The 20,595-nt window shown below is 42.2% G+C and carries 15 protein-coding genes; 13 read left to right on the top strand and 2 right to left on the bottom strand.

From position 1 onward, the window contains the following. Window positions 1–85: 85 nt before the first annotated feature. From EXT47_RS17615 to EXT47_RS17580, 8 genes are all read left to right on the top strand, one after another. The gene (locus tag EXT47_RS17615; RefSeq protein ID WP_130127192.1) at window positions 86–913 is read left to right on the top strand and encodes a TnsA endonuclease C-terminal domain-containing protein; all 828 of its coding nucleotides are present in this window, start codon (window positions 86–88) and stop codon (window positions 911–913) included. Further along, complete coding sequence (locus EXT47_RS17610; protein ID WP_130127191.1) at window positions 897–2,981, top strand: Mu transposase C-terminal domain-containing protein; 2,085 nt, start codon at window positions 897–899, stop codon at window positions 2,979–2,981. Before EXT47_RS17615 ends, EXT47_RS17610 begins: the two co-directional genes overlap by 17 nt. After that, entirely contained in the window at window positions 2,978–4,648 is a 1,671-nt protein-coding gene (locus tag EXT47_RS17605; protein ID WP_130127190.1) for an AAA family ATPase, read from the top strand. Before EXT47_RS17610 ends, EXT47_RS17605 begins: the two co-directional genes overlap by 4 nt. Before the next feature lies 1 nt (window position 4,649). Continuing rightward, on the top strand, window positions 4,650–6,167 hold the full coding sequence (locus EXT47_RS17600; RefSeq protein WP_130127189.1) for a TnsD family Tn7-like transposition protein: 1,518 nt from the start codon (window positions 4,650–4,652) through the stop codon (window positions 6,165–6,167). Continuing rightward, window positions 6,154–7,782 (top strand): Tn7-like element transposition protein TnsE, encoded by a 1,629-nt coding sequence (locus tag EXT47_RS17595; protein ID WP_130127188.1) that lies wholly within the window; start codon window positions 6,154–6,156, stop codon window positions 7,780–7,782. Before EXT47_RS17600 ends, EXT47_RS17595 begins: the two co-directional genes overlap by 14 nt. Before the next feature lie 111 nt (window positions 7,783–7,893). Next, complete coding sequence (locus EXT47_RS17590) at window positions 7,894–9,150, top strand: DNA cytosine methyltransferase (RefSeq protein ID WP_130127187.1); 1,257 nt, start codon at window positions 7,894–7,896, stop codon at window positions 9,148–9,150. Window positions 9,151–9,152: 2 nt separating this feature from the next. After that, a complete protein-coding gene (locus EXT47_RS17585; RefSeq protein WP_165383825.1) occupies window positions 9,153–11,582 on the top strand; it encodes an ATP-binding protein in 2,430 nt (809 codons plus the stop codon). Next, window positions 11,579–12,484, top strand: coding sequence for a response regulator (locus EXT47_RS17580; RefSeq protein WP_130127185.1), 906 nt, complete (start codon window positions 11,579–11,581; stop codon window positions 12,482–12,484). The genes EXT47_RS17585 and EXT47_RS17580 overlap by 4 nt, the downstream gene beginning before the upstream one ends. A 318-nt stretch (window positions 12,485–12,802) precedes the next feature. On the opposite strand, the gene EXT47_RS17575 is transcribed toward EXT47_RS17580, so the two are convergent. Beyond that, a complete protein-coding gene (locus tag EXT47_RS17575; RefSeq protein WP_084204200.1) occupies window positions 12,803–14,428 on the bottom strand; it encodes a LytTR family DNA-binding domain-containing protein in 1,626 nt (541 codons plus the stop codon). A gap of 81 nt (window positions 14,429–14,509) precedes the next feature. Between EXT47_RS17575 and EXT47_RS17570 the strand changes: the two genes are divergently transcribed. Then, entirely contained in the window at window positions 14,510–16,210 is a 1,701-nt protein-coding gene (locus EXT47_RS17570; RefSeq protein ID WP_052258217.1) for a serine hydrolase, read from the top strand. A 440-nt stretch (window positions 16,211–16,650) separates the two neighbouring features. After that, entirely contained in the window at window positions 16,651–17,037 is a 387-nt protein-coding gene (locus EXT47_RS17565; protein WP_039493277.1) for a hypothetical protein, read from the top strand. A gap of 71 nt (window positions 17,038–17,108) precedes the next feature. On the opposite strand, the gene EXT47_RS17560 is transcribed toward EXT47_RS17565, so the two are convergent. Then, window positions 17,109–17,999 carry a hypothetical protein gene (locus EXT47_RS17560; protein ID WP_039493279.1) on the bottom strand — a complete coding sequence of 297 codons (891 nt, stop codon included), beginning with the start codon at window positions 17,997–17,999 and terminating at the stop codon, window positions 17,109–17,111. 410 nt (window positions 18,000–18,409) lie between these two features. On the opposite strand from EXT47_RS17560, the gene EXT47_RS17555 reads away from it, so the two are divergent. Genes EXT47_RS17555 through EXT47_RS17545 form a run of 3 tightly spaced genes read left to right on the top strand, consistent with a single transcriptional unit; the run spans window position 18,410 to window position 20,542 of the window. After that, window positions 18,410–19,582: an RNA ligase RtcB family protein gene (locus EXT47_RS17555; RefSeq protein WP_039493281.1), complete on the top strand. Its 1,173-nt coding sequence runs from the start codon at window positions 18,410–18,412 to the stop codon at window positions 19,580–19,582. Continuing rightward, complete coding sequence (prfH, locus tag EXT47_RS17550; protein ID WP_052258219.1) at window positions 19,579–20,223, top strand: peptide chain release factor H; 645 nt, start codon at window positions 19,579–19,581, stop codon at window positions 20,221–20,223. Before EXT47_RS17555 ends, prfH begins: the two co-directional genes overlap by 4 nt. Continuing rightward, window positions 20,213–20,542, top strand: coding sequence for a low molecular weight protein tyrosine phosphatase family protein (locus tag EXT47_RS17545; protein WP_039493284.1), 330 nt, complete (start codon window positions 20,213–20,215; stop codon window positions 20,540–20,542). The genes prfH and EXT47_RS17545 overlap by 11 nt, the downstream gene beginning before the upstream one ends. The last annotated feature ends 53 nt before the right edge of the window (window positions 20,543–20,595 follow it).

Below are 20,595 nucleotides of genomic sequence, written 5' to 3'. Positions count from 1 at the left end.
CTTAGTTTCATTCAACCTCGTTCTAATTGATATTCTACTTTACTTTGAGCTATGCTGAAATTTCAATCAGTTATAGCGGTATATTATGTCTAGGAAGATTGGCCATACTGAGGCGCAATATCATAAATGGATCAAAGAAGGACGCGGTACTGGCGAGTATCAGGATTACAAGCCGTGGTTAACGGTTTATGATGCGCCATCCGATGGCCGTGTACACCGAGTCTTTGGTTATAAGTCCAAACGAACACACCATTTATTATCCGATCTTGAACTATCCATGTTCTATTTGCTCGAGTGGCGGCAGGATGTGCTGCAAGTTAAAGAACAGTTTCCGCTTGAACGTGAGATAACACAAGAGTTAGCCGAATCTGCGGGCATCAAGCACCCAAATGTTCGGGGCGTTGACCAATACCTTTCGAGCGACTTTCTCGTTGAAACCACCTCACGAGATCTCCCCTATTTTGCGCTACAAGCCAAATATGTCAGCGCTTTTGAAGAGCAACGAAAAATAGAAATACTTGAGCTGGAGAAACGCTTTTGGCACGAAAAGCAGATCCCTTGGCAAATAGTCACTGAGCAAGAGATCCCCAAAGTGGTTAAAGCGAATGTTGAGTGGATTTACCCATTGCAAGGTGAACATGATGAAGCCTCAGACTCAGCCATTGAGCAAGCCAGATTCTATGCTGATTACTTTGCAAAACACCCAACCAAAACCCTTATAAACGCCTGCAAAGAGATAGATACCGCCTATGGGCTAGACTTAGGAGAGTCGTTGTTTGAGATAAGAGCTTTGTTGGCTGACCGTTACTTTACCTTTGATACTTTTACGCCAGTACAAAAGCTGCAAGTGGGCTATCTTAAACTGGGTAACGTTGAGCAAATTCAGGAGGTGTTTCGTGTTTCAAATCAATGAAGTATTGCAATACGAACAAACCTTGTATCGCATTTTGAGGGTATTTGATTATTACGTGCTTTGGATAAAAGTGCACGATGACAAAGCCTTTCCTGAACTTGTTGAAATAACTGAGTTAGAACAGGGTTTTCAAGATGAAGTGCTCAAACGTGCAGCCGACCCATATAGCGACATTGCTACTGTAATTCCAGAGCCAGGTTCTACCGCTCAGTTAAAACGTGATGAAAACTATGCCGCAATTAAGCCATTGGTAGAGCTTGAGAACTGCTACGAACCGAAAGCGCGTGGCAAAGTGGTTAACCAAATAATGACTGAGACAGGCAAAACCAAACAGTCTATTTATCGTTTTGCTCGCAGATACTGGCAACGTGGCCAGATCCCCAACGCATTATTACCCGATTATAAAAACTCAGGTGCCAAGGGCCAAAAGCGTCGAGCTACAACAAAGTTAGGGCGACCGCGCAAATACATGCCAGGCACTGGCGCTTTAATTGATGATTTCGCAGAGAAGCTTTTCCGCATAGCGATTGAAAGGCACATATTAACCGACAAAGGTAAAACTTTTCGCTATGCACACAACCGTTTAAAAGATATCTATAGTCAGTACTTTCCAGAGCTACCTGAAGAAGAGTTACCCACCTATTGGCAAATGGAGCATTTCTACAAACGTGAGTATCGCCAAGTAGACAAAATAGAAGCGCAGGCGGGTGAGATAAAGCGAAAGAAAGATATTCGACCACTAACTGGTACTGCCGCCGCAGATGTTTTGGGCCCTGGTATGCGTTATGAAATTGACGCCACAATCGCAGATATTTATTTAGTCTCTGACTCCCAAAGAAGCAATATTGTTGGCCGTCCAGTGATTTACATGGTTATTGATGTATTTAGTCGCATGGTGGCTGGGTTTTATATTGGTTTTGAAAACCCTTCATATGCCGCTGCCATTCAGGCAATCCATATGGCCACGACGGATAAATCAGACTATTGCCGTCAGTTCGGTTTTGACGTAACCCCGCAGCAATGGCCGTGTATTGGCTTACCTTCAGCATTGTTGGCTGACAGAGGCGAGTTAATGGGTCATCAAATTGAATGCCTTGAAAAGGGCTTTGGTGTTCGCGTTGAAAATACGCCTCCGTTTAGAAGCGAGGCTAAAGGGGTTGTCGAACGAGCCTTCCGCACCTTTCAACAAGCATTCAAACCGTTTGCACCTGGTGTGGTCACTGGTACCAAAATTAAAAAGCAAGGCGATAGAGATTACCGCTTGGATGCTAAGCTTACTATTCAAGAGTTTACTAAAATCATTTTGGGCGCAGTACTTTATCATAATCAATATCACGAAATTGAAAGTTATGACAAAGCCGCTGATATGCCAACGGACTTACCAAATAACCCACTGGCGATATGGAATTGGGGCTTGCAGCATCGCACTGGTCGGTTGAAAAAGCCAGCAGCTGAGCATCTTCGTGTGGCATTGATGCCAAGAGCTCGGGCAACGATATCTGATTCGGGAGCCTGTATATTTGGCGTGTATTACACCAGTGCTGAGCTTTTAAAATTGGGCTGGATGCATCGTGGCAAGGAGGTTAAACGCCCTAAAAGTGTGGAAGTTGCCTATGACTTAGCAACGGCAGACTACATCTACATTTATCACGGCCCTAACAGCAATGATTATTTTGTGTGTCAGTTGGCAGCACGCTCAAGACAGTTTTCAGGTGCGAGTTTTTGGGATGTGTGGCAGCAAAATGATGAGTTAAAACAGACGCATGCTGATGCAAAATTAGTCGCTGATGAGCAAAAGCGTGCCTTGGAGCGACAAGTAATAGAAGTGGTTAAGCTGGCTGAAAAGGCCGCGCCAAAACACATTGGTTTGTCGGATGCGGAGCGCATTCGCAATATTCGCGACAACCGCGCAGAAGAGAAAGCCAAAGAGCGTAAAGAGCGCGCCTATAAACCTGTAGACATCGACACCAGTAAATCAGCGCAAGTGCATTATCTCTCTGAGCCCGATGACGATTTGGACTTTCCAGACTTTTCAGATCAGTTGTTTAAAGAGGATGACGACGTATGACTTTACCCTCTAACATCTTCCGTGCGGTGTATCAGGAGTCTGAGATCGAGCGTTACAAGGGCAACCCGTTTATTGAAGCGTTACCAAGAGTGAGCAAAATAGAAGAGCTGAAAACTAAGCTGGAGGGCAAAGTAAAATACAACCCTGCGGCAGGTTATTTAGACGCAAGGCAGCGTGCTCACGAGTTATGTGGCTTGCTTGATGACTTCTTCCAGCCGCTTTCGATGCATGTGGCGCTTGAGGAAAAAATAGCGCTGATGATACGCGGGGGCTATGTTGCCAGAAATATTGCAACTGGCCAGCTCCAACAGCATCTACAAAATGGCTACGAACGCTTGATGACGGGCGACATTAGCAGTTTTCGTTTTGCCGAAGCGCCCTCTACGGCACGTTGCTTGTCACTTATTGGTTGCTCTGGATGTGGTAAAAGCTCCAGCGTGCTACGAATATTGGCCACCTACCCACAAGCGATTTATCACGAGAAATATAATACGTACCAGCTCGCCTATTTGCGTATCGAATGCCCAGTAGATGGGTCATTAAAAAGCCTCTGCTTAAACTTCTTTAAAGAGGTAGATAAACATCTTAGTACTGATCTCACAGAGAGATACGGTTACAAACGCCATAGTACTGAGGTGCTGCTGTCATTTATGGGGCAAGTCGCCAATCAATATGCCATTGGTGTGTTAGTTATTGATGAAATACAGCGTTTAGGCCGCAAACAAAGGGAAGGGCAAGAACGCATGCTCGAGTTTTTTGTGGCCTTGGTGAATATAATTGGTGTGCCGGTGATTTTGGTTGGTACTCCTAAAGCAAGGCCCATATTCGAACTAGAGCTGCAATCAGCAAGACGCAGTACTGGGATTGGCTCTATGGTGTGGGCGCCCCTGCCACAGCACAAAAATAGAATCGATCAAGCGACGGGTAAACCAAAGCCCACAGAGTGGCGATTACTGACAGACAAGCTTTGGCAGTACCAGTGGCTTATTCACCGCGATGAACCACTCACCGAAGAGATCCGCAATACTTGGTTTGAGCTGTCTCAAGGCGTGCTAGACATTGTGGTTAAGTTATTTGTGCTTGCACAATTACGCGCCATTATAACTGGCGTCGAACGGCTATCTTCAAAACTATTTGTGAAGGTATATGAATCCGAATTGCAGCCGATCCATCCCATGATTGAAGCGCTCAAGTCTGGTAAAGCTAAGAGCATTGCCAAGTATTCAGACTTAAAATACAAAGAGATTGATAAACGGTTGTTGGAACTCAGTCAGCAGATCTCTGAAGTTGCCGCTGCTAAGTCAGACACACTCCCTTTTGCCAGCGACTCAGAGGCCATGAGGCTTTATAACCTTTTGCTAGGCATGGGGTGTGAATCAGAGTTATTGGTACCATTAGTGCAAAAAGCCATTAAAGATCACCCAAACCTGCAGGTAAGAGCGCTTATTCCACTCGTTCTTGAATGGTATGAGCAAACGCCAGACGAAGTGGAGGAGTTCAAAGAAAATCCAGTACTCATCAAGCCAAAAGACTGGCATACACTGCCGAGTGACGATTTGCGTTTTGGCTATTCTCAACACAAAAAGCAATCGGGTGAGCTTTATCAATACTACAAACAACAAGGAAAGATTTTTGATATGACCGCTTGGCTTAAACAAAGCGTGTAGCATGGCCTGTTTACCCGTACCTTACCCCGATGAGCTGCTGTATAGCGTCATCGCAAGGTACGGAGTGCATGCAGGTATCACTTCACCCAAGCAATTGCTTGATGAGGTATTCCAAAATCGCCAAATAATCGCCTCAGTAGCCTTTCAAGGGCACTTATCGCAGATCTCCGTTCATTATCAAGGTAACGCTAGTTTAACGCCATATAAACTGTTACAGAGGCATACGCTTTTTCCGTTGTACTCACCTTTTGTGCATCCCAACATTGCAGCTCAAGCTAAACATGAGTTGCTGACTGATTGCAGGCACTCGGCGGAAGTACAGCTAGGCAAAGCCGCATCTAAAGTTAAAAGCCCGCACTACCTGCGTTACTGCCCATTATGCGTAACAACGCAAATAGAGCAATATGGAGAACCTTTTTGGACACGGCGCTGGCAACTACCAGGTCTATCTGTTTGTGCGGAGCATGGTGTGCAATTGATAAACAGCCCTATTTTGATAAGTGAGTTGCATAGGCACCAATTTATTGCGTTGAGCCCTTATGTGCTTTTGCATTCAAATCCAAATCAAACAAACCACAAAATCACACTACTAGCGGAATATGCACAGCAACTGCTGAACTTATCAGAGCACCATATACATCCGTTGCAATGGCGCTATTTTTATCATCACTTGGCTTATCAGCTGGGGTTTGTAAGGGGTAAGCAGGTTGAGCACGAGCTGATCGCACAATTGGTTTTAGGGTATTGGGGCAGTTATACCCTCGCAAGCTTTGGGCTCAATATAAACAAGGCAGAAGACACAAATTGGCTGAAGTGTTTGTTTAGAAAGCACAGAAAATCCTTTAGCTACCTTCAGCATCTATTGGTATGGCAAGCATGCTATGAGCAGCAGTTGGATATAGCGAACATACTCACTACAGCTTCAGCATTGCCGCATACCCCATACGATGAAATGGCATTGAGCACTGAGCCTGTGGTGGTTGACCAAACTCGTCGCGCAAAGTGGCAACAAGCTGTGGCCAAGTTTGGCATTAAAGGCGCGAGGCAAGACAGCTTTGCGGGTTTATACACATGGCTATATCGGCATGATAAGCAGTGGCTGATGCAATTTAATCAAGGCGCGATGCGACCAAATGTTGCAGAATCAAGTAGGGTCGATTGGTCGAAAAGAGACAAGAAATTTGTTAGGCAACTAATTAATTTAATGAATAAATCTGAAAATCAATTAGATATAGCGCGATATACAATCACTTGGTTCGCAACCCACGCAAACATTCCATTGTCTCAGATCAAAAAAACACACAAGTTACCTTTATGTAAATTGTTTTTTAATAAATATTGTGGAACTATAGAGGAATATCAATGCCGTCGTATCGCTGTGGCATGTATTCGTTGTATTGCAAAACATCAAATACTCAGAACTTGGCGAATTGAACGTATGGCAGGGCTAAACGAGAGAAGGACCCGACCACTCGCGTCGCAATTGCTAGGATTTGCAGTAAAGTATGAACCAAGTTGATAGATTTAAAACGCTACCAGACAGCGCCAGAATACAGGCGATAGGTAATCTGTTTAAATACAATGACCGCAAAACTTGGGATATCGGTGTTCGCTTTAAGCAATCCACGCGTAAAGGCCTTAAGTTTAGCCAGCTACCCTATTTAAGCCGACAAGTCGTACTAAACCAAACAGTTGATGCCATACCGTCTGGTTTCCCGATTAAATTTACTTTACCCGACCGTGCATTTTGGCCAACCGCCACGGTGGGCGACAGCGGTTTAGTGACGTATAAGCTGAGCGAAGAGCAATCGCAAAAATGCTTTGTGTTTGAAAGTGCAGGCAAAACCATTTACTTGCCACAGTTGGAACTGGCCAGGGCGTTGTTTTTTACAAACAACTACCTAGCAAATGCCGCACTCATTAATAGTGCGCTCGACTTAGAGTTTTACGTTGACCACCACCCCAACAACGATGATAAAGAGTTTCCTTTAGATCTCGTGATCAACGCCTTGCCGACAACACTTTGCCCAAAAGTACTGTTTGATAATGAAGGGTTTAGACATCAAATCGCTTGGTTATTGTTAAACAGTGACGTTAAAAACGCGTTTAACAGCATTTATCAGTATTTTTCGCAAGAGCGAGTTAGGGCACCTAACGTAGAGCGTTGGACGTTTCGATTCGATCCACCTGAGCTCAAGGGTGTAAAAGTAGCCGCAAGAGGCTGGAAATCGTCTGATGAAAGCACATGGTTTATCAATCGCATAGAATTGTTAGATGGTTTGTTCTTCCCTGATATTTCGGACGTTGGCTTTTCACATCCAGATTTCATCGAAAATAAATCAGGTTCGGGTAAAGGAAAAGGCGGTACCTACCCACAACTGCCTACACAGCGAGAAATCGACGAAAACAGCGACGGTAGCCAAGATAACGAGTCTGCATTGATATTCTGTGATGCAACACAGCGCATATACAACAGGGTGCCACGCACTCGTAAAGTCAATGCACAGCCTAGAAAAAGCTCTGGTGGTAAAGAAGACGAAGATAAACCCAACACCTTACCACCTGCCGTAAGCACCGATGACCCTAATTCGCGAGGCGATACACCCAGAGCCGCCATCGATGGCTTAGATGACCTCACCGACAACGCCGATTTATATCTCAATAAATTCGATAGCTTCTTCAAAATGCTGGAGATATTAGAACAAGAACATGGTGTTAAACAAAATAAGCCCATTGTTCGTAAGCTACCAGAAGTGGGACGCAGTGAGAGCCACCTTATGGTAGACGGTTCGCCTAGATGTATGGCTATTGTAAAGATTGAACATCAAAGCGAAGGTTATTTCTTATTAGAGGTGGATACCTCTGATGGCAGAGCTTCCATTGCCACCAAAGTCATTTCAGCGCGAGCATTAGCGCCAAAAGGCAAGTTACGAGACTTTATACCCGAGATAGAAAGAAGGTTGCTCAGCAACCAATTCTGCTGGCCAAAGAAATACTTTGATGCACTGGTTGGTGAAGACAATCATAAAAGTGTGTCGCATCAGCCTTCAAAGAATGAAGGTAGATTGAGTGAGGAAGAGATTATTGCTTGGAGTGAGAGGTTTTCAAAAAAGTTTAAATTTATGTTACTGTGAAAGGTTTTTATATTGTGTTATGAGATATTTTGAGTAACATACCTGGAAATTTTTGCAGTTCTTGACTAAAAAGTTAAGAGGGCTTTTTTAGCTTTTAGAGTGGTATTTTAAATGGGGTTAGGTGAAAGAAAAACAAAGGGAATTTATATTGACCTCTTTTCAGGGTGTGGTGGCTTATCTCTGGGTTTAGGCCATTCCGGGTGGACCGGTTTATTTGCTGTTGAAAAAGATCATATGGCTTTTGAAACCTTTAAACATAACTTAATTGACGGTAAATATAATCACTTTAGATGGCCAGACTGGTTACCTAAAAAAGAAACCACAATCCAAGAACTGTTAACAAACTACCAAAGTCAACTCGTTGAATTAAATGGGCATGTAGATTTAATCGCGGGAGGGCCTCCTTGTCAGGGGTTTTCAATGGCAGGTAGGAGAAAGATGGATGATCCAAGAAATAAGCTTTCAGAAGAGTACATTAAAATGGTACAGCTTATTTCTCCGAGGTATCTCGTGCTAGAAAATGTGAAAGGTTTCAACTCTACGTTTAAAGATAGTACTGGTAATCGAAGTAAAATACCTTACTCAGAAATAGTGAAAGCTAGACTTGAAGAGTTGGGATACAAAATTTTTACTGGCTTTGTAAATAGTGCTTGCTTTGGTGTTCCTCAAAATAGAACTAGATTTATTATGGTCGGGGTGAGAAAAGACCAGCTTCACTCAGAATTAGATCCATTTTCAATATTAGAAGAGCTTCGTGAGCCCTTTTTAAAAGAAAAACAGCTTCCAAGTAAGCCTGTAAGTGTTCGAGCTGCAATAAGTGATCTTGAACAAAGCAGTTCAGAAATCATCTACCACTCAGGATCTGAAAATAATGGCTTTAAGCAGCTAAACTACACTTCTCCAAAGAGGTTAACTCCCTATCAAAAAGTTATGAGAAAAGGGTTGCAAAGTAAGTTTAAGCCGAACAGTTTGAGAATAGCTCGCCACAAGCCTGAAACGGTCGAGAAATTTAAAAAGATTCAAAGTATATGTGCTCCAGGAAAAGGTCTAACCGACGAGCAAAAACAGTTGATAGGAACTAGAAAGCAAGTCATAACGGTTCTAGATCCATCGCAACCGTCTAGGACACTAACAACTTTACCTGATGATCTTCTTCATTATTCGGAACCTCGAATTTTGACAGTAAGAGAAAATGCACGTATCCAATCATTTCCTGACGACTTTGAGTTTAAAGGGAAATATACCACAGGTGGTAGCCGACGAACGCAGGAGTGCCCTCGTTATACGCAAGTAGGAAATGCTGTTCCGCCTTTAATGGGAGAAGTTTTGGGCCGTTTAATTGGCCTACTGAACGAAAGGAGTTCTTAAAAGTGAAGTTTAAAATAAGCTCTGGTCTAAAAGATATTATAGGAAAAGAGCTAATAGTGGACGACTTTGTCGCTATATTTGAGCTGGTTAAAAATTCATTTGATGCATATGCTGACAGAGTAGATTTGTATTTTGATGAAGATAAAATTTATCTTATTGATAATGGCAAAGGCATGTCTAAATCAGACATTGAGAATAAGTGGCTGTTTGTTGCTTATTCTGCGAAGTCAGATAAAACAGAAGATAAAGCATTAAGTAATGATTATCGTAAAAATTTGAGGGCAACAAGGCAGTCCTATGCGGGGAATAAAGGAGTCGGACGATTCTCATGTGATCGTTTGGGAGCAAACCTTACTATTCAGTCAAAAAGCTCCTCTGAAACAGAAGTTAATCTGGTTACTATAGATTGGGGAGAGTTTGAAGTAGATCAGAACATGCAATTTCAGGATGTTCTGATAGAGCATCATAAAGAGCGAGATTTTAGTTTACCAGAAGAGCTCTCCGGTTTGCAGTTTGATACTGGCACTATTTTAGAGATATCCAGATTAAGAGATCCAGAATCATGGGATCGGGCGAAGTTGAAAAAGCTCAAAGCTTCAATTGCGAAGTTGATAGACCCTTTTGGTATCAAAAAAGATTTCGATATCTATATACATGCTCCAGCGGAAAAAGACAGGGATAAAAAGGAGCTATTAAATAACAGTGATGTTGACCAAGATTCTCCTTACTTTGATATTATCAATGGAAAAATTAGTAACTTAGTGTTTGAAAGGCTAGCGGCTAAAACGACAAGAATAAAAACTATACTCTCTAATGATTGTACAAAAATTACCACTGAGCTAATAGATAGGGGAGAGAGAGTTTATAAGATTGAAGAACCTTCAACTTTTAAAGCTCTTCATTCAACATCGCTATCTGTTGAATTATATTATATGAATACTGTTGCTAAGATTAATTTTACTAGGTCAATGGGAGTCCCGGTAAATCAGTTTGGTTCAGTATTCCTTTTTTTAAACGGATTTCGGGTTGTGCCTATTGGAGACCCCAATGATGATTATTTTCAACTTAACGCAAGAAAGGCACAAGGTTATGCTAGATACCTGGGTACTCGAGAGGTGTTGGGGTTAATTGATGTAAAGGGTGACAACTCTAAATTCAGAGAAGCAAGTAGTCGAGATAAAGGGTTAATACCTACACAAGCATCAACAGAGTTGAGTGAATATGTATTTGAAAAGGCTCTAAAGCGATTAGAAGCATATGTTAGCAAAGTATCATGGCCTGATAAGCTTGACTCTGACTCTGCTGATTTAAGCCGTATTTTGACGGATCAAGGGAAAACGCGCGTAATAGAAGTTCTTTCAAAGCTTATTTCTGGCAAGAATATTAAATTACTAGAATTTAGTGAATCGATGATTGATACAATCAGCATAAGAGATGAAAGCTTTGAAAGCACTATCAGAAACTTGCAGGTCTTTGCAGAAAAGTCCGATGCAGAAAATTTGCAAGATAAAATAGATTTGGCTCTAAATAGATACAATGATCTAAAGGCTGCTGAGGCTGCTGCGAGAGAAGAAGCTGAGCGGGAAAAGAAAATTAGGTTTGCAGCAGAACTTGAAGCTAAGAGAGCCAGAGATGAAAAACTAGCTGCTGAAAAGGAGAGAGATAAAGCTTCTCAATCACTAAAAAGTGCGGAGAAGAAAATTGGTATTGTTGAATCAGCCTTAACTGAAGAAAAGAAAAGAAATTTATTCTTGAAGCAAGCATCTTCAGTTGAAATAGATACAGTCCGGAACTTTCACCATCAGATCGGAATATATTCTTCGAATATCAGTCACTACATTCAGCATAAGCTAGATACTTTAAACCATGGGGAACCGTTGAGCATAGACGATGCAAAATCTCTATTAGAAGAAATTAGCTTTAGAAATCAACAGATTTTAACTATTAGCCGAATAGCAACGCTAGCTGATTACAGGATGAGTGCTGAAAGTATAACGGATGATATTATTGAGTTTTCAAAGCAATATTTGGAAAATGTGGCCAGCCAATACCACCCTGATATAGAGGTCTCTTGGACGACTGATAATACTGAGTGGGTAATGGAGTTTATGCCACTGGAGTTAATGATTGTTATTGATAACCTTGTCCATAATGCTGCGAAGCCAAATACTGGTTGTACTAAAATTACATTTGCATCAAGAACTACTAGCAAAGATAGACTAGAGATTGATATTTTTGATGACGGGTTAGGTTTCGCAGAACATTTGCAACTTGATATTGAATCTGTTTTTGATATGGGCGTAACGACTACAGATGGTTCTGGGTTAGGACTTTATCATGTTAGACAAGTTATCAATAGTATGGGTGGAAGTATAAAAGTTGATCTGGAATATGAGGATGGAGCTAAGTTTGTTGTGAGGTTCGCACGATGAAACAAACATACAATATTCTCTGGATTGATGATCGTCAAAATCAGGTTGAGAAAGCGCAAAACCGTGTGAGAGAAAAGCTTGCTAGAATGGGGTTTGAATTAGAACTTAAGAAAGTTAGCAAAATAAATAATGATTCTGAGTTAAAAGGTCTTTTTAAATCTATCCAGTATGACCTGTTGGTTGTAGATTATAAAATGCAACAGGGTGCTAAAGATGGTAGCGAACTGATTAAGGTTATTCGAAGGCACTGTACAGCGACAGATATAGCATTTTATAGTAGTGATACACCTCAAAACTTGAGAGCTAAGATAAACGTCGATGGTGTTTATTGCTTTAACCGCGCAGATCTTCCAAATCAGCTAATACACTTGATTGAAACTCGTTTAAACCGCCTGTTAGATTTAAATCAAATGAGGGGGTTATACTTAGCCGCCGTTGCCGATTTTGATCATCTCATTGATGAAATAATCCATAACTCCTTTAGTAAGATTAGTTGTAGTAATGTAAAAAAAAGCACTATTGATCATATTTTCGATACTGTCTTGAAATTTCATCAGAAGAAGGCCAATGAAATAGGGAAAAGTGACAGAACTGGCGATATTTCTGATTATACTCACTTGCTGACTAGCCAGCCTAAAATAGAGCTACTCCTGAAAGTTCTTAATGAATTAGAAGATGAACAGCTGTTTACTCATGTAGAAAACCTAAAGCGATATTGTGAGGATATAATCCAACCTAGAAATAGACTGGCTCACTCAATGGAAATTGACTCCACAGGAGGAATTTACACTGTCAGAAACAATATGAAAGAGAGTAAGTTCGAGAAAGAAGACTTTTTATCGCTCAGGCATAAAGTTTTAAATTATAGAGATACATTACTGAGTATAAAAAGCCTTGTATGACACTTTATTATCTAACTTTTGAGACTCTCTAGATATATGGTTGGGTTGAGTATGAAACTCTATTTTCCCAACCTCAAATTCCCAAACCAAAACACAGACCCTACAGCCCCGCTCAGTATGAAACTATATTGCGGGACGACATCAGATGTGACTTAGGAATATAGTTTCAATATGCACTTCTTTATTGCTGGGCGACATCAGATGTGGGTGAACAATAAAGGGGCTACTCCATCAGCCCAAGGATAGAAGCTATATTCCTAAGTCACACACTAATTGCAACGGCTTTTTTGCCTAATAGTGTCTAATTTGGATAGCCGTCTAACCTAATGCGTCGCGAACTTTGGGCATGATCCTGCGACTAACAGGGACTTCGTCACCTGTCGATAAATGTAAAATGCCAGTTCCTGATGCGCTTCTGGATAAGGAGGTTATGAACTGAGTATTCACTATATACGAGCGATGAACCCGTAAAAAAGTGGCAGGAAGTGTACTTTCGAGTTCAGACAAGCTGTTGTGGTGCAATACACTTCCCCTATTATTTATAACCAGCTCAACATAATCTCTTGCCCCCTTACAAAAACAGATTTCTTCGCAAGATATAAAGTCTGTTTTTCCAGCATGGCTGATTTTTATTTTAGATGGTTGCTCCCGTTCTTTCTGTTCGTCCAATATGCGCTGTAGTCGATCTGCCCGATCTTGCTCAAACCGCTTTTTTTCCTGTTCTTTCTTATAATCGATAGCATGTTGAGCAAAAAAGAAGACGAAAAGCAAAGCAATGCAATAGTAGTAGTAAATATCTAAAAACTGGTTTGGGCTACTAGCAGTCAATAAAACAAATGCAAACAGTGCAATGCTATGTGGCAGCGCGTTGCGGGCTTTCTTTATCGCAGCATATCCGGTAATTAGTGTCCCTATCCCCATAGGGAGCAGTACTGATGCAAGCGTTTTTGATTCCATATGATCCAATAACAAGACAAATATGAGGGTCGCTAAACAACCAACGGTTAAGGCTGTTTTTCCCCTTTTTGTTAAAAAGCGTTTACATACATAACTCAATAAAAAGAATGAAACTATTAAGCTTGAGCAAAGAATAGTTAGCATCCTGATCCCATTGTATGGGTAACTGTAATCAAACAATCCGCGTGATACTTCAGCAATTAATTGGATAACTGCGAAAAGCGATGCAATAGGGATGAATAGATTTTGCTTGGTGTTATTACTTTGCAAGGCTAATACTGTTGAGTAGATAAAACCGATAATTAAAATACCAAGCGGGATAAACACGGGTAGGTAGTGGTTTGTAAGATAGTCCTTGGGTGTTTGATAATCGGTGATAAGCAACCTTTGTATAGGCGGATCAATCTGCAATAGCCTGTTATGTGAAGATAGTTCGATGACTAAAGTATTATGTTGTTTTATCAGGAGGCTGTCGGGTAAATAGAAGCTTTTATCTATGCGGCCGGCAACTTCATTTTTTGCTTCCTCAGCTGGCGAGCCATTGCGGCCGATCTTTACTCCATTAAGATAAACCGTCGTAGATGCTTCGGCTGACAAAACCAGTCCAAGAGGGCGCTCCCTAGGTTGCCCTGCGTTTGCCACATCGAAATGAACTTGTATCCAAACTAATGATTGCTTTGGGTTGACCTGATTGATTGACGCTGGTCTACAGTTTTCGACTTTTGTCAGTGTTCCCTGTGTATTTTTAGATACATCCTGACAGATAGATACTGATGAGATATGAACGGGAGAGGTTGAGGTGGCGTTTACCATTATTGAATAAAAGAGACTTATCACCATACAAAAACGTAAAACGTGGCTAGCACAAATTGAAGCATGTCTGGAAAAAAGACAGGTGACACCCTGAAAAAACCCTACCGTTAGCATAAAAAAACCGACCGTTAGCATAAAAAAGCGAGCAAAAAGGAATATCGTAGATATATTCAAACGCACATTCTATATAACTTTCAGACACATGACAGCACAACCACTGCGGTCTGCACATTTATTAAGAGGAAAAGCAGTTTTATGAAGCTTTTAAGGTGTTTATATTTATTGTTTGCTTTGTTTTCAGTTGCGGCATTAGCAAAGCAACCTGTTAATTTTGCGAACGTGGACTTCGAAGCATTACTCAAGCAGCACAATCTGCCCGGGCTAAGTGTTGCGGTAGTGGAGAATTACGAAGTGGCATTTATTGGCTCGTATGGGAAAAAGGAATATGGTGCTGAAGCATACATAAATCAGCATACCGCTTTTGGCGCAGCTTCTATTTCTAAAGTGATAACTGCCATTATTGCAACTCAATTATCGGAACAAAACAGACTGAATTTAGATGTGCCTGTAAACAATTACCTGCGGAGGTGGAAACTCCCTGAAAACAAATATACAACCGAACAACCCGTTACGTTACGCCACTTGCTCAGTCATAGCGGTGGGGTGAATCAAAGCGGATATTCTGCTTATTTTACGGGAGATGATATACCTACTCTGGTTGAAAGTTTAAACGGTAAAAAATTAAAGAAACCTGCGGACCCTATTACTGTTCAATCCTCACCTGGAAGCCGCTTTAGTTATAGCGGAGGTGGTTTTGTTATTGCGCAGATGGTTATTGAGGATGTGGTAGGGCAACCCATAGCTCAGATAGCTCAGAATATGCTTTTTAAGCCAATTGGAATGACCAATAGCACCTTGCAGCAATACGGTAGTCCAAATTTCCCAAAGAATGTAGCTAAAGCGCACAATTTTGACGGTACACTTGCCGGTGGGACAGGGCTTCCTATCTATCCGCAAGTGGCTGCTGCGGGGATGTGGACGACTCCGACAGATATGGCAAAACTGATAATTGATTTTCAACGTGCTTTACGGCACCAGTCTGGAACAGTAATTTCATCAAAAGTTGCAAGAGAAACAACTAAAATTCAGACACTAAAAAAGGCAGGTGGATGGGGATTAGGTTGGATGAGGTATATGGCTGACGGAAACCTAGAGTGGTTTTCTCATTCAGGCTACGGAACGGGGTTTGGCGGACAAGTGATGGCGACGATGGAGGGAGGGAAAGCAATTATCATTTTTGGCAACGGAGCACACAAAAGCCGCGTCCCTGTTATTGAATCCGTAATTAGCTCCATAATTAGTGAACGCAACTGGGGACGAGAAATCAATGGCACTAAAATTGTGTCAAATAAATCTCAGCATTCGGATATGGTGGGGCATTATTACAATATCAATAGAGGCTTTTTTTCGCCGTTTAATGAAACAGTTACCGTCTTTGTAAAAAATGGAAGGTTACTTTTAGATAACTCATTTGGCACCAGAATGCCATACGAACTCTTACCAACAGAGAATGGCCGTTATCGAATAGATCAGTTTGTTAGTGCCGAGATTGGCTTGTACAAAGGTAATATTGCATTTTTTCACAAAGGTGCTGACCAACCTGCAACTGCGCTCACACGCATTACCAAGGACATCCAACCTCCTTTTGTGCATGCTAGGAACAGTGGATATAAAATAGGCTTAAATGCGTATAAAAGCTGGGTCGCAGCATACCCAAATACGCTATTAACGCGAATAACGACATTTGAAAGACTTGCTACTCATGCTCGAAACGAAGGGCGAAAACAAGAAGCGATAACGTTTTATCAGTTAGGCTTACACTTCCACCCTGATAACGAGACTTTCCAAGCAGGGTTGAGCGAACTGAAAGTGAAAAAACAGCAAACAATGAAATGACACTGAAGTGAAACAACACCGAAAGTGAAACAACACCGAAAGTGAAACAACACCGAAAGTGAAACAACACCGACACCCACTAGTATTTGCTTACCATGGTTATGACAGTTTCGACTTAGCATTGTACTAAATTGTTCATTATTCGTATCAAAAGCGCTTCTAAAATAAGGTAGCTGTTGGTGTTTACGTATTTCTCGACACTAAAACTAGTGTATCGCGCACGGCAACGGGGAATACTGCGCCCTAGGCTATTAATGCGGTAATGCTGTCTGCTTATGCTTGTTCAAATTGAATCTTAAACTAACTACGCAGCGTGTTAAAAAATATTTAAACTTGTTTTGTTTTATTTAAATTTGTTATGTGTTAGGTTTGCAATGCCTTAAATTTCAAGGGCTTTTCTAATAAATGAACTTAATAAATGTATAAAGGAATAATATACAATGAAAGTATTGAACAAAGTTTTTGGTGCAACCGTTTTAGCGCTAGGTGTATCTGCAGGGTCGGCTTCTGCTGCTGAAGTAAAAATCACAGAAGTAGATTATGGTAGCGTGGTCATCCAAACTGCTGATGTTGTGTTAAACCACAGCCAAGCAGGCACTTTCTCTATGAATGTGAGCGAAAACCATTTAACTGTAAATGCTCAAGACTCTAATGGACGTAAGTTCCGCTGCGTAATGAATGGCACTTCAAGCTACAGCGATCCTGCTATTCTTGAAAGAGTAACGAACATCGCAGCGACTATCTCAGAAGGTGATAGAGTACAAATTGAGGTGCAAAAAAATGTATTACCTCAAGTTTGTCATGTTAAAAAAATGCTAAGCTTCTAAGCTTTGCTATTTCGCAATGGAAAGTGTGTACACCTTCCATTGCTTTAAGCACTTCTATTTAGCTAGCTTGACTACGCAGTGATAAAAGCTTGGGCAAGATCATGGTGACCACCTCTTTCTAAGCAATCGATAACTTGTTGTTCTACTTGAGTAACTAAGTTGCTGCGCTTTAGTTCGATAAAGGCATCGGTAAAACTGTCGTTATATTCTTCCCAACCGCCACAATATGCATTGGCTTCACCGAAAATGGACTTAAATTGATAGGTGATAAGAAAATACTCCCCCGATTCTTGCCATTCTGTTGTGGATTCGATTACTTGACGACCATTCGCTTTCTTCACAAACAAGCGAAACAGTTCAGGTTTGAGAAAGTAGCCGTAGTGGCAGGTATCTAAACACGCAGTGTAGTCGTTTTCGGTTAGCTGACTTAAATCGAGCTCTGGGTCTTTAAGTAACTTTTCTAAACAATTCGCGCCATATTCACACTTATCAAGGCGACAAACAATTTCGCACATCAGCGCAAAGTAGTCTGTGACAGACATTTTGCCTGCTTTGCGTAGTTCCATAAAAGAGGGGGCTACGGTGCGCTCAAAAAACTCAATGTCGAACTCTGAGCGATTCGCCGTCATTTCCATCAAAAAGTAGTCGGCGAATGGAAAATCAATGCCAAGTTCTAGGCAATGACGACAGGCCGTTTCGATATCGTCTGGGTGGTGATGATCAACTAATTCTCCCATACAAATATCGAGCTCTATCGTACTCAACTCATCACCCATCAAGTCGGCATACTGGATAATTTGTGCTTTCGTGAGTGCTGCGGTGACATCCAAATAACTTTCAAACAGGGTTTCCGATAAGGTTTCTACCTTTGCCTTATCTTGTTGAGATAAAGCTTGTTTTAAGGCGTCGAGGCGAGTTGGAGTATCCTCGTTGTACCAACCTCCAAAATAGAATTGCGTCATATTTGTTTTCCTTAATCGATAATAGTCGCAGGAGTGAGTGATTAAGCGCTTGTTGCTGAATATCTAGCTGCTATCCTTGCCTTGTTTAGGTTAATATCACAAGTTGCAATTCTATCATTCAGCGCACAGGCAATCCAAGGTTGCATTACGTTCCCAAACTGTTTACACTTGCCGCGATTCTAACCATTCATTCACTGTAGAGGAGAAAAAACATGACACAAACAACTTTATCCTTTGCAGGTCTTTCTCTGTAATTCGCGAGCGCGAATAAATATTTCCTAGCTTGCGAAAGCTGTATTTAGCGATTTTATGTTGCCTATGTAACCTAACATTTGATTGCTATAACTAAGCCATTCTAGACCTGCCAATACACAATTATTTTTAAACCCCATTGAAAGGTATTGGTAACTATGGGCAGATCCGTCCAACAAATTTCTGATCGCGTGTGTCTATTTGCATCTCAAGACACTTGGATTGAAGGCGCTGCGATCCAACAACTTACAAAAACCGCTGAACTAGCCAGTATGCATCGTGTTGCAGGTATGCCTGACTTGCACCCGGGACGTGGTTATCCGATCGGCGCGGCATTTTTTAGCCTAGATAGGCTGTATCCCGCGTTAGTCGGAAACGATATTGGCTGTGGTATGGCGCTGTGGCAGACCACTACAAAGGTTGCCAAAGTTAATGTCGATAAGTTTGCTAAACGGCTAGAAGATATCGAGCAACCGCTCGATGCCAGTTGGCAAGAGACGATTCAAGCTGAAATGACACACCGGGATATTTCAGCTGGATTATTTGAAAGTGCACTGGGTACGATTGGCGGCGGTAATCATTTCGCCGAGTTTCAAGCGGTGGAACGTGTTTACAATGAAGCCGCGTTTACTGCGCTTGGCCTTGATAAAAAGTATTTACAGCTGCTGGTTCACTCAGGCTCGCGTGGGCTTGGGCAAGCCATTTTAGTCGACCATGTTGCGCGTTTTAATCATGATGGTTTGGTGGCTGAAGCGGCTCAAGGTAGTGAAAGTTCACGCTATTTGGCACGCCATGATGAAGCGGTGCGCTGGGCTGAGTTAAACCGCTTTTTGATTGCAAAAAGATTTTTCGCAGCCATTCGTAGCGATGGTGAATGTACTCTAGATGTTAATCACAACCTCGTGTGCCCAAAAGTTATTGATGGCCGCGCTGGTTGGCTGCACCGTAAAGGTGCGACCCCAAGTGACAAAGGTGCTGTCGTGATCCCCGGCTCACGAGGTGACTATAGCTATGTGGTTCAGCCTTTAAACAATGCGCCTGCGTTAACGGCCAGTTTATATTCTTTGGCTCATGGTGCTGGTCGAAAGTGGAAGCGAGGTGACTGCCAAAGCCGCTTGAGTCACAAATATAAACGCGAAGATCTTTATCGCACAGCATTGGGGAGTCGTGTGATCTGTGGCAATAAGGAGTTGCTTTACGATGAAGCGCCGCAGGCTTATAAAAAGTGTGAAACCATTGTCAGTGATTTGGTTGACGCTGGATTGATAGAAGTGATCGCCATATTGCGTCCGGTACTGACATTTAAAACCAACGGGAACTGTTCATCATGATCTTGTTGCAACTTTCAGCCGGTCAAGGCCCAGCAGAGTGCGGGAAAGCTGTTGCATTGGCGCTCAACTTAGTCGATAAACAAGCCAAGGCAATAGGCGCAGAATGTACCGTATTAGCGCAAGAAATGCATGCACACAAAGGCTGCATGAAATCCGTATTGCTACAGCTTTCGAGGGACGCAAAAGCGCTTGCCGAGTATTGGCATGGCCCGCAGTTGTGGGTGTGCCAGAGCCCATTTCGTGCCAAACATAAACGGAAAAATTGGTTCTTTAGCGGCAGCATGGCCGAGATAGATGAAATCGCAATGGCATCCGATATTCGCTATCAAACTTGTCGCGCGTCAGGAGCTGGTGGGCAGCATGTTAATACCACAGACTCAGCGGTACGAGCGACGCATATAGCATCAGGATTGAGTGTGCGAGTGGAGAGTGAACGTAGTCAGCACGCCAACAAGCGCGTTGCAAAGGCGTTATTGCTACAGAAATTGGCCGCGCAGGGAGATGCTGAGGAAATGGCTCGTGATAAAGCAAGGTGGCAGCAGCATCAGGCGCTACAACGCGGTAATCCTAAAAATACTTTTAAAGGAAACCAGTTCAGCCCAACGGTGCCATTTAATAAAGGCACTTCGCATGACAACTAATGTGTTATTCATCTGTAGTCGCAACCAGTGGCGCAGTCCAACCGCTGAGCGTATCTGGAAAAATCATCCGGGTATTAGCGTGAGATCGGCAGGCACAAGCCCAAGAGCACGTCGCAGCGTAAATGCGAGTGATATTGAGTGGGCCGATACTATTTTAGTCATGGAAGAAAAACATAAATCGCGGCTGCGTGCACTATACGCCAATCTATTGCGCTATAAAAATGTTCAAGTGTTGGATATTCCTGACGAATATCAATTTATGGATGACGAGCTAGTGACGCTACTACAAGACAGCGTCGCGAGTATTTTAGTGATTTAGCTCTGCCCATTTCGGGTGTTAATAAGATTGTAAGGAAGAGGATAGAGCAATGT

It is taken from the genome of Pseudoalteromonas sp. CO342X (genome assembly GCF_004208915.1).
GTDB lineage: Bacteria > Pseudomonadota > Gammaproteobacteria > Enterobacterales > Alteromonadaceae > Pseudoalteromonas > Pseudoalteromonas maricaloris.
This window is presented reverse-complemented; position numbering and strand designations above follow the sequence as displayed.

Coding starts and splice junctions, on each gene's coding strand:
- EXT47_RS17615 (WP_130127192.1), top strand. CDS start 86: ATGTCTAGGAAGATTGGCCATACTGAGGCGCAATATCATAAATGGATC.
- EXT47_RS17605 (WP_130127190.1), top strand. CDS start 2,978: ATGACTTTACCCTCTAACATCTTCCGTGCGGTGTATCAGGAGTCTGAG.
- EXT47_RS17600 (WP_130127189.1), top strand. CDS start 4,650: ATGGCCTGTTTACCCGTACCTTACCCCGATGAGCTGCTGTATAGCGTC.
- EXT47_RS17595 (WP_130127188.1), top strand. CDS start 6,154: ATGAACCAAGTTGATAGATTTAAAACGCTACCAGACAGCGCCAGAATA.
- EXT47_RS17590 (WP_130127187.1), top strand. CDS start 7,894: ATGGGGTTAGGTGAAAGAAAAACAAAGGGAATTTATATTGACCTCTTT.
- EXT47_RS17580 (WP_130127185.1), top strand. CDS start 11,579: ATGAAACAAACATACAATATTCTCTGGATTGATGATCGTCAAAATCAG.
- EXT47_RS17570 (WP_052258217.1), top strand. CDS start 14,510: ATGAAGCTTTTAAGGTGTTTATATTTATTGTTTGCTTTGTTTTCAGTT.
- EXT47_RS17565 (WP_039493277.1), top strand. CDS start 16,651: ATGAAAGTATTGAACAAAGTTTTTGGTGCAACCGTTTTAGCGCTAGGT.
- EXT47_RS17560 (WP_039493279.1), bottom strand. CDS start 17,999: ATGACGCAATTCTATTTTGGAGGTTGGTACAACGAGGATACTCCAACT.
- EXT47_RS17555 (WP_039493281.1), top strand. CDS start 18,410: ATGGGCAGATCCGTCCAACAAATTTCTGATCGCGTGTGTCTATTTGCA.
- prfH (WP_052258219.1), top strand. CDS start 19,579: ATGATCTTGTTGCAACTTTCAGCCGGTCAAGGCCCAGCAGAGTGCGGG.
- EXT47_RS17545 (WP_039493284.1), top strand. CDS start 20,213: ATGACAACTAATGTGTTATTCATCTGTAGTCGCAACCAGTGGCGCAGT.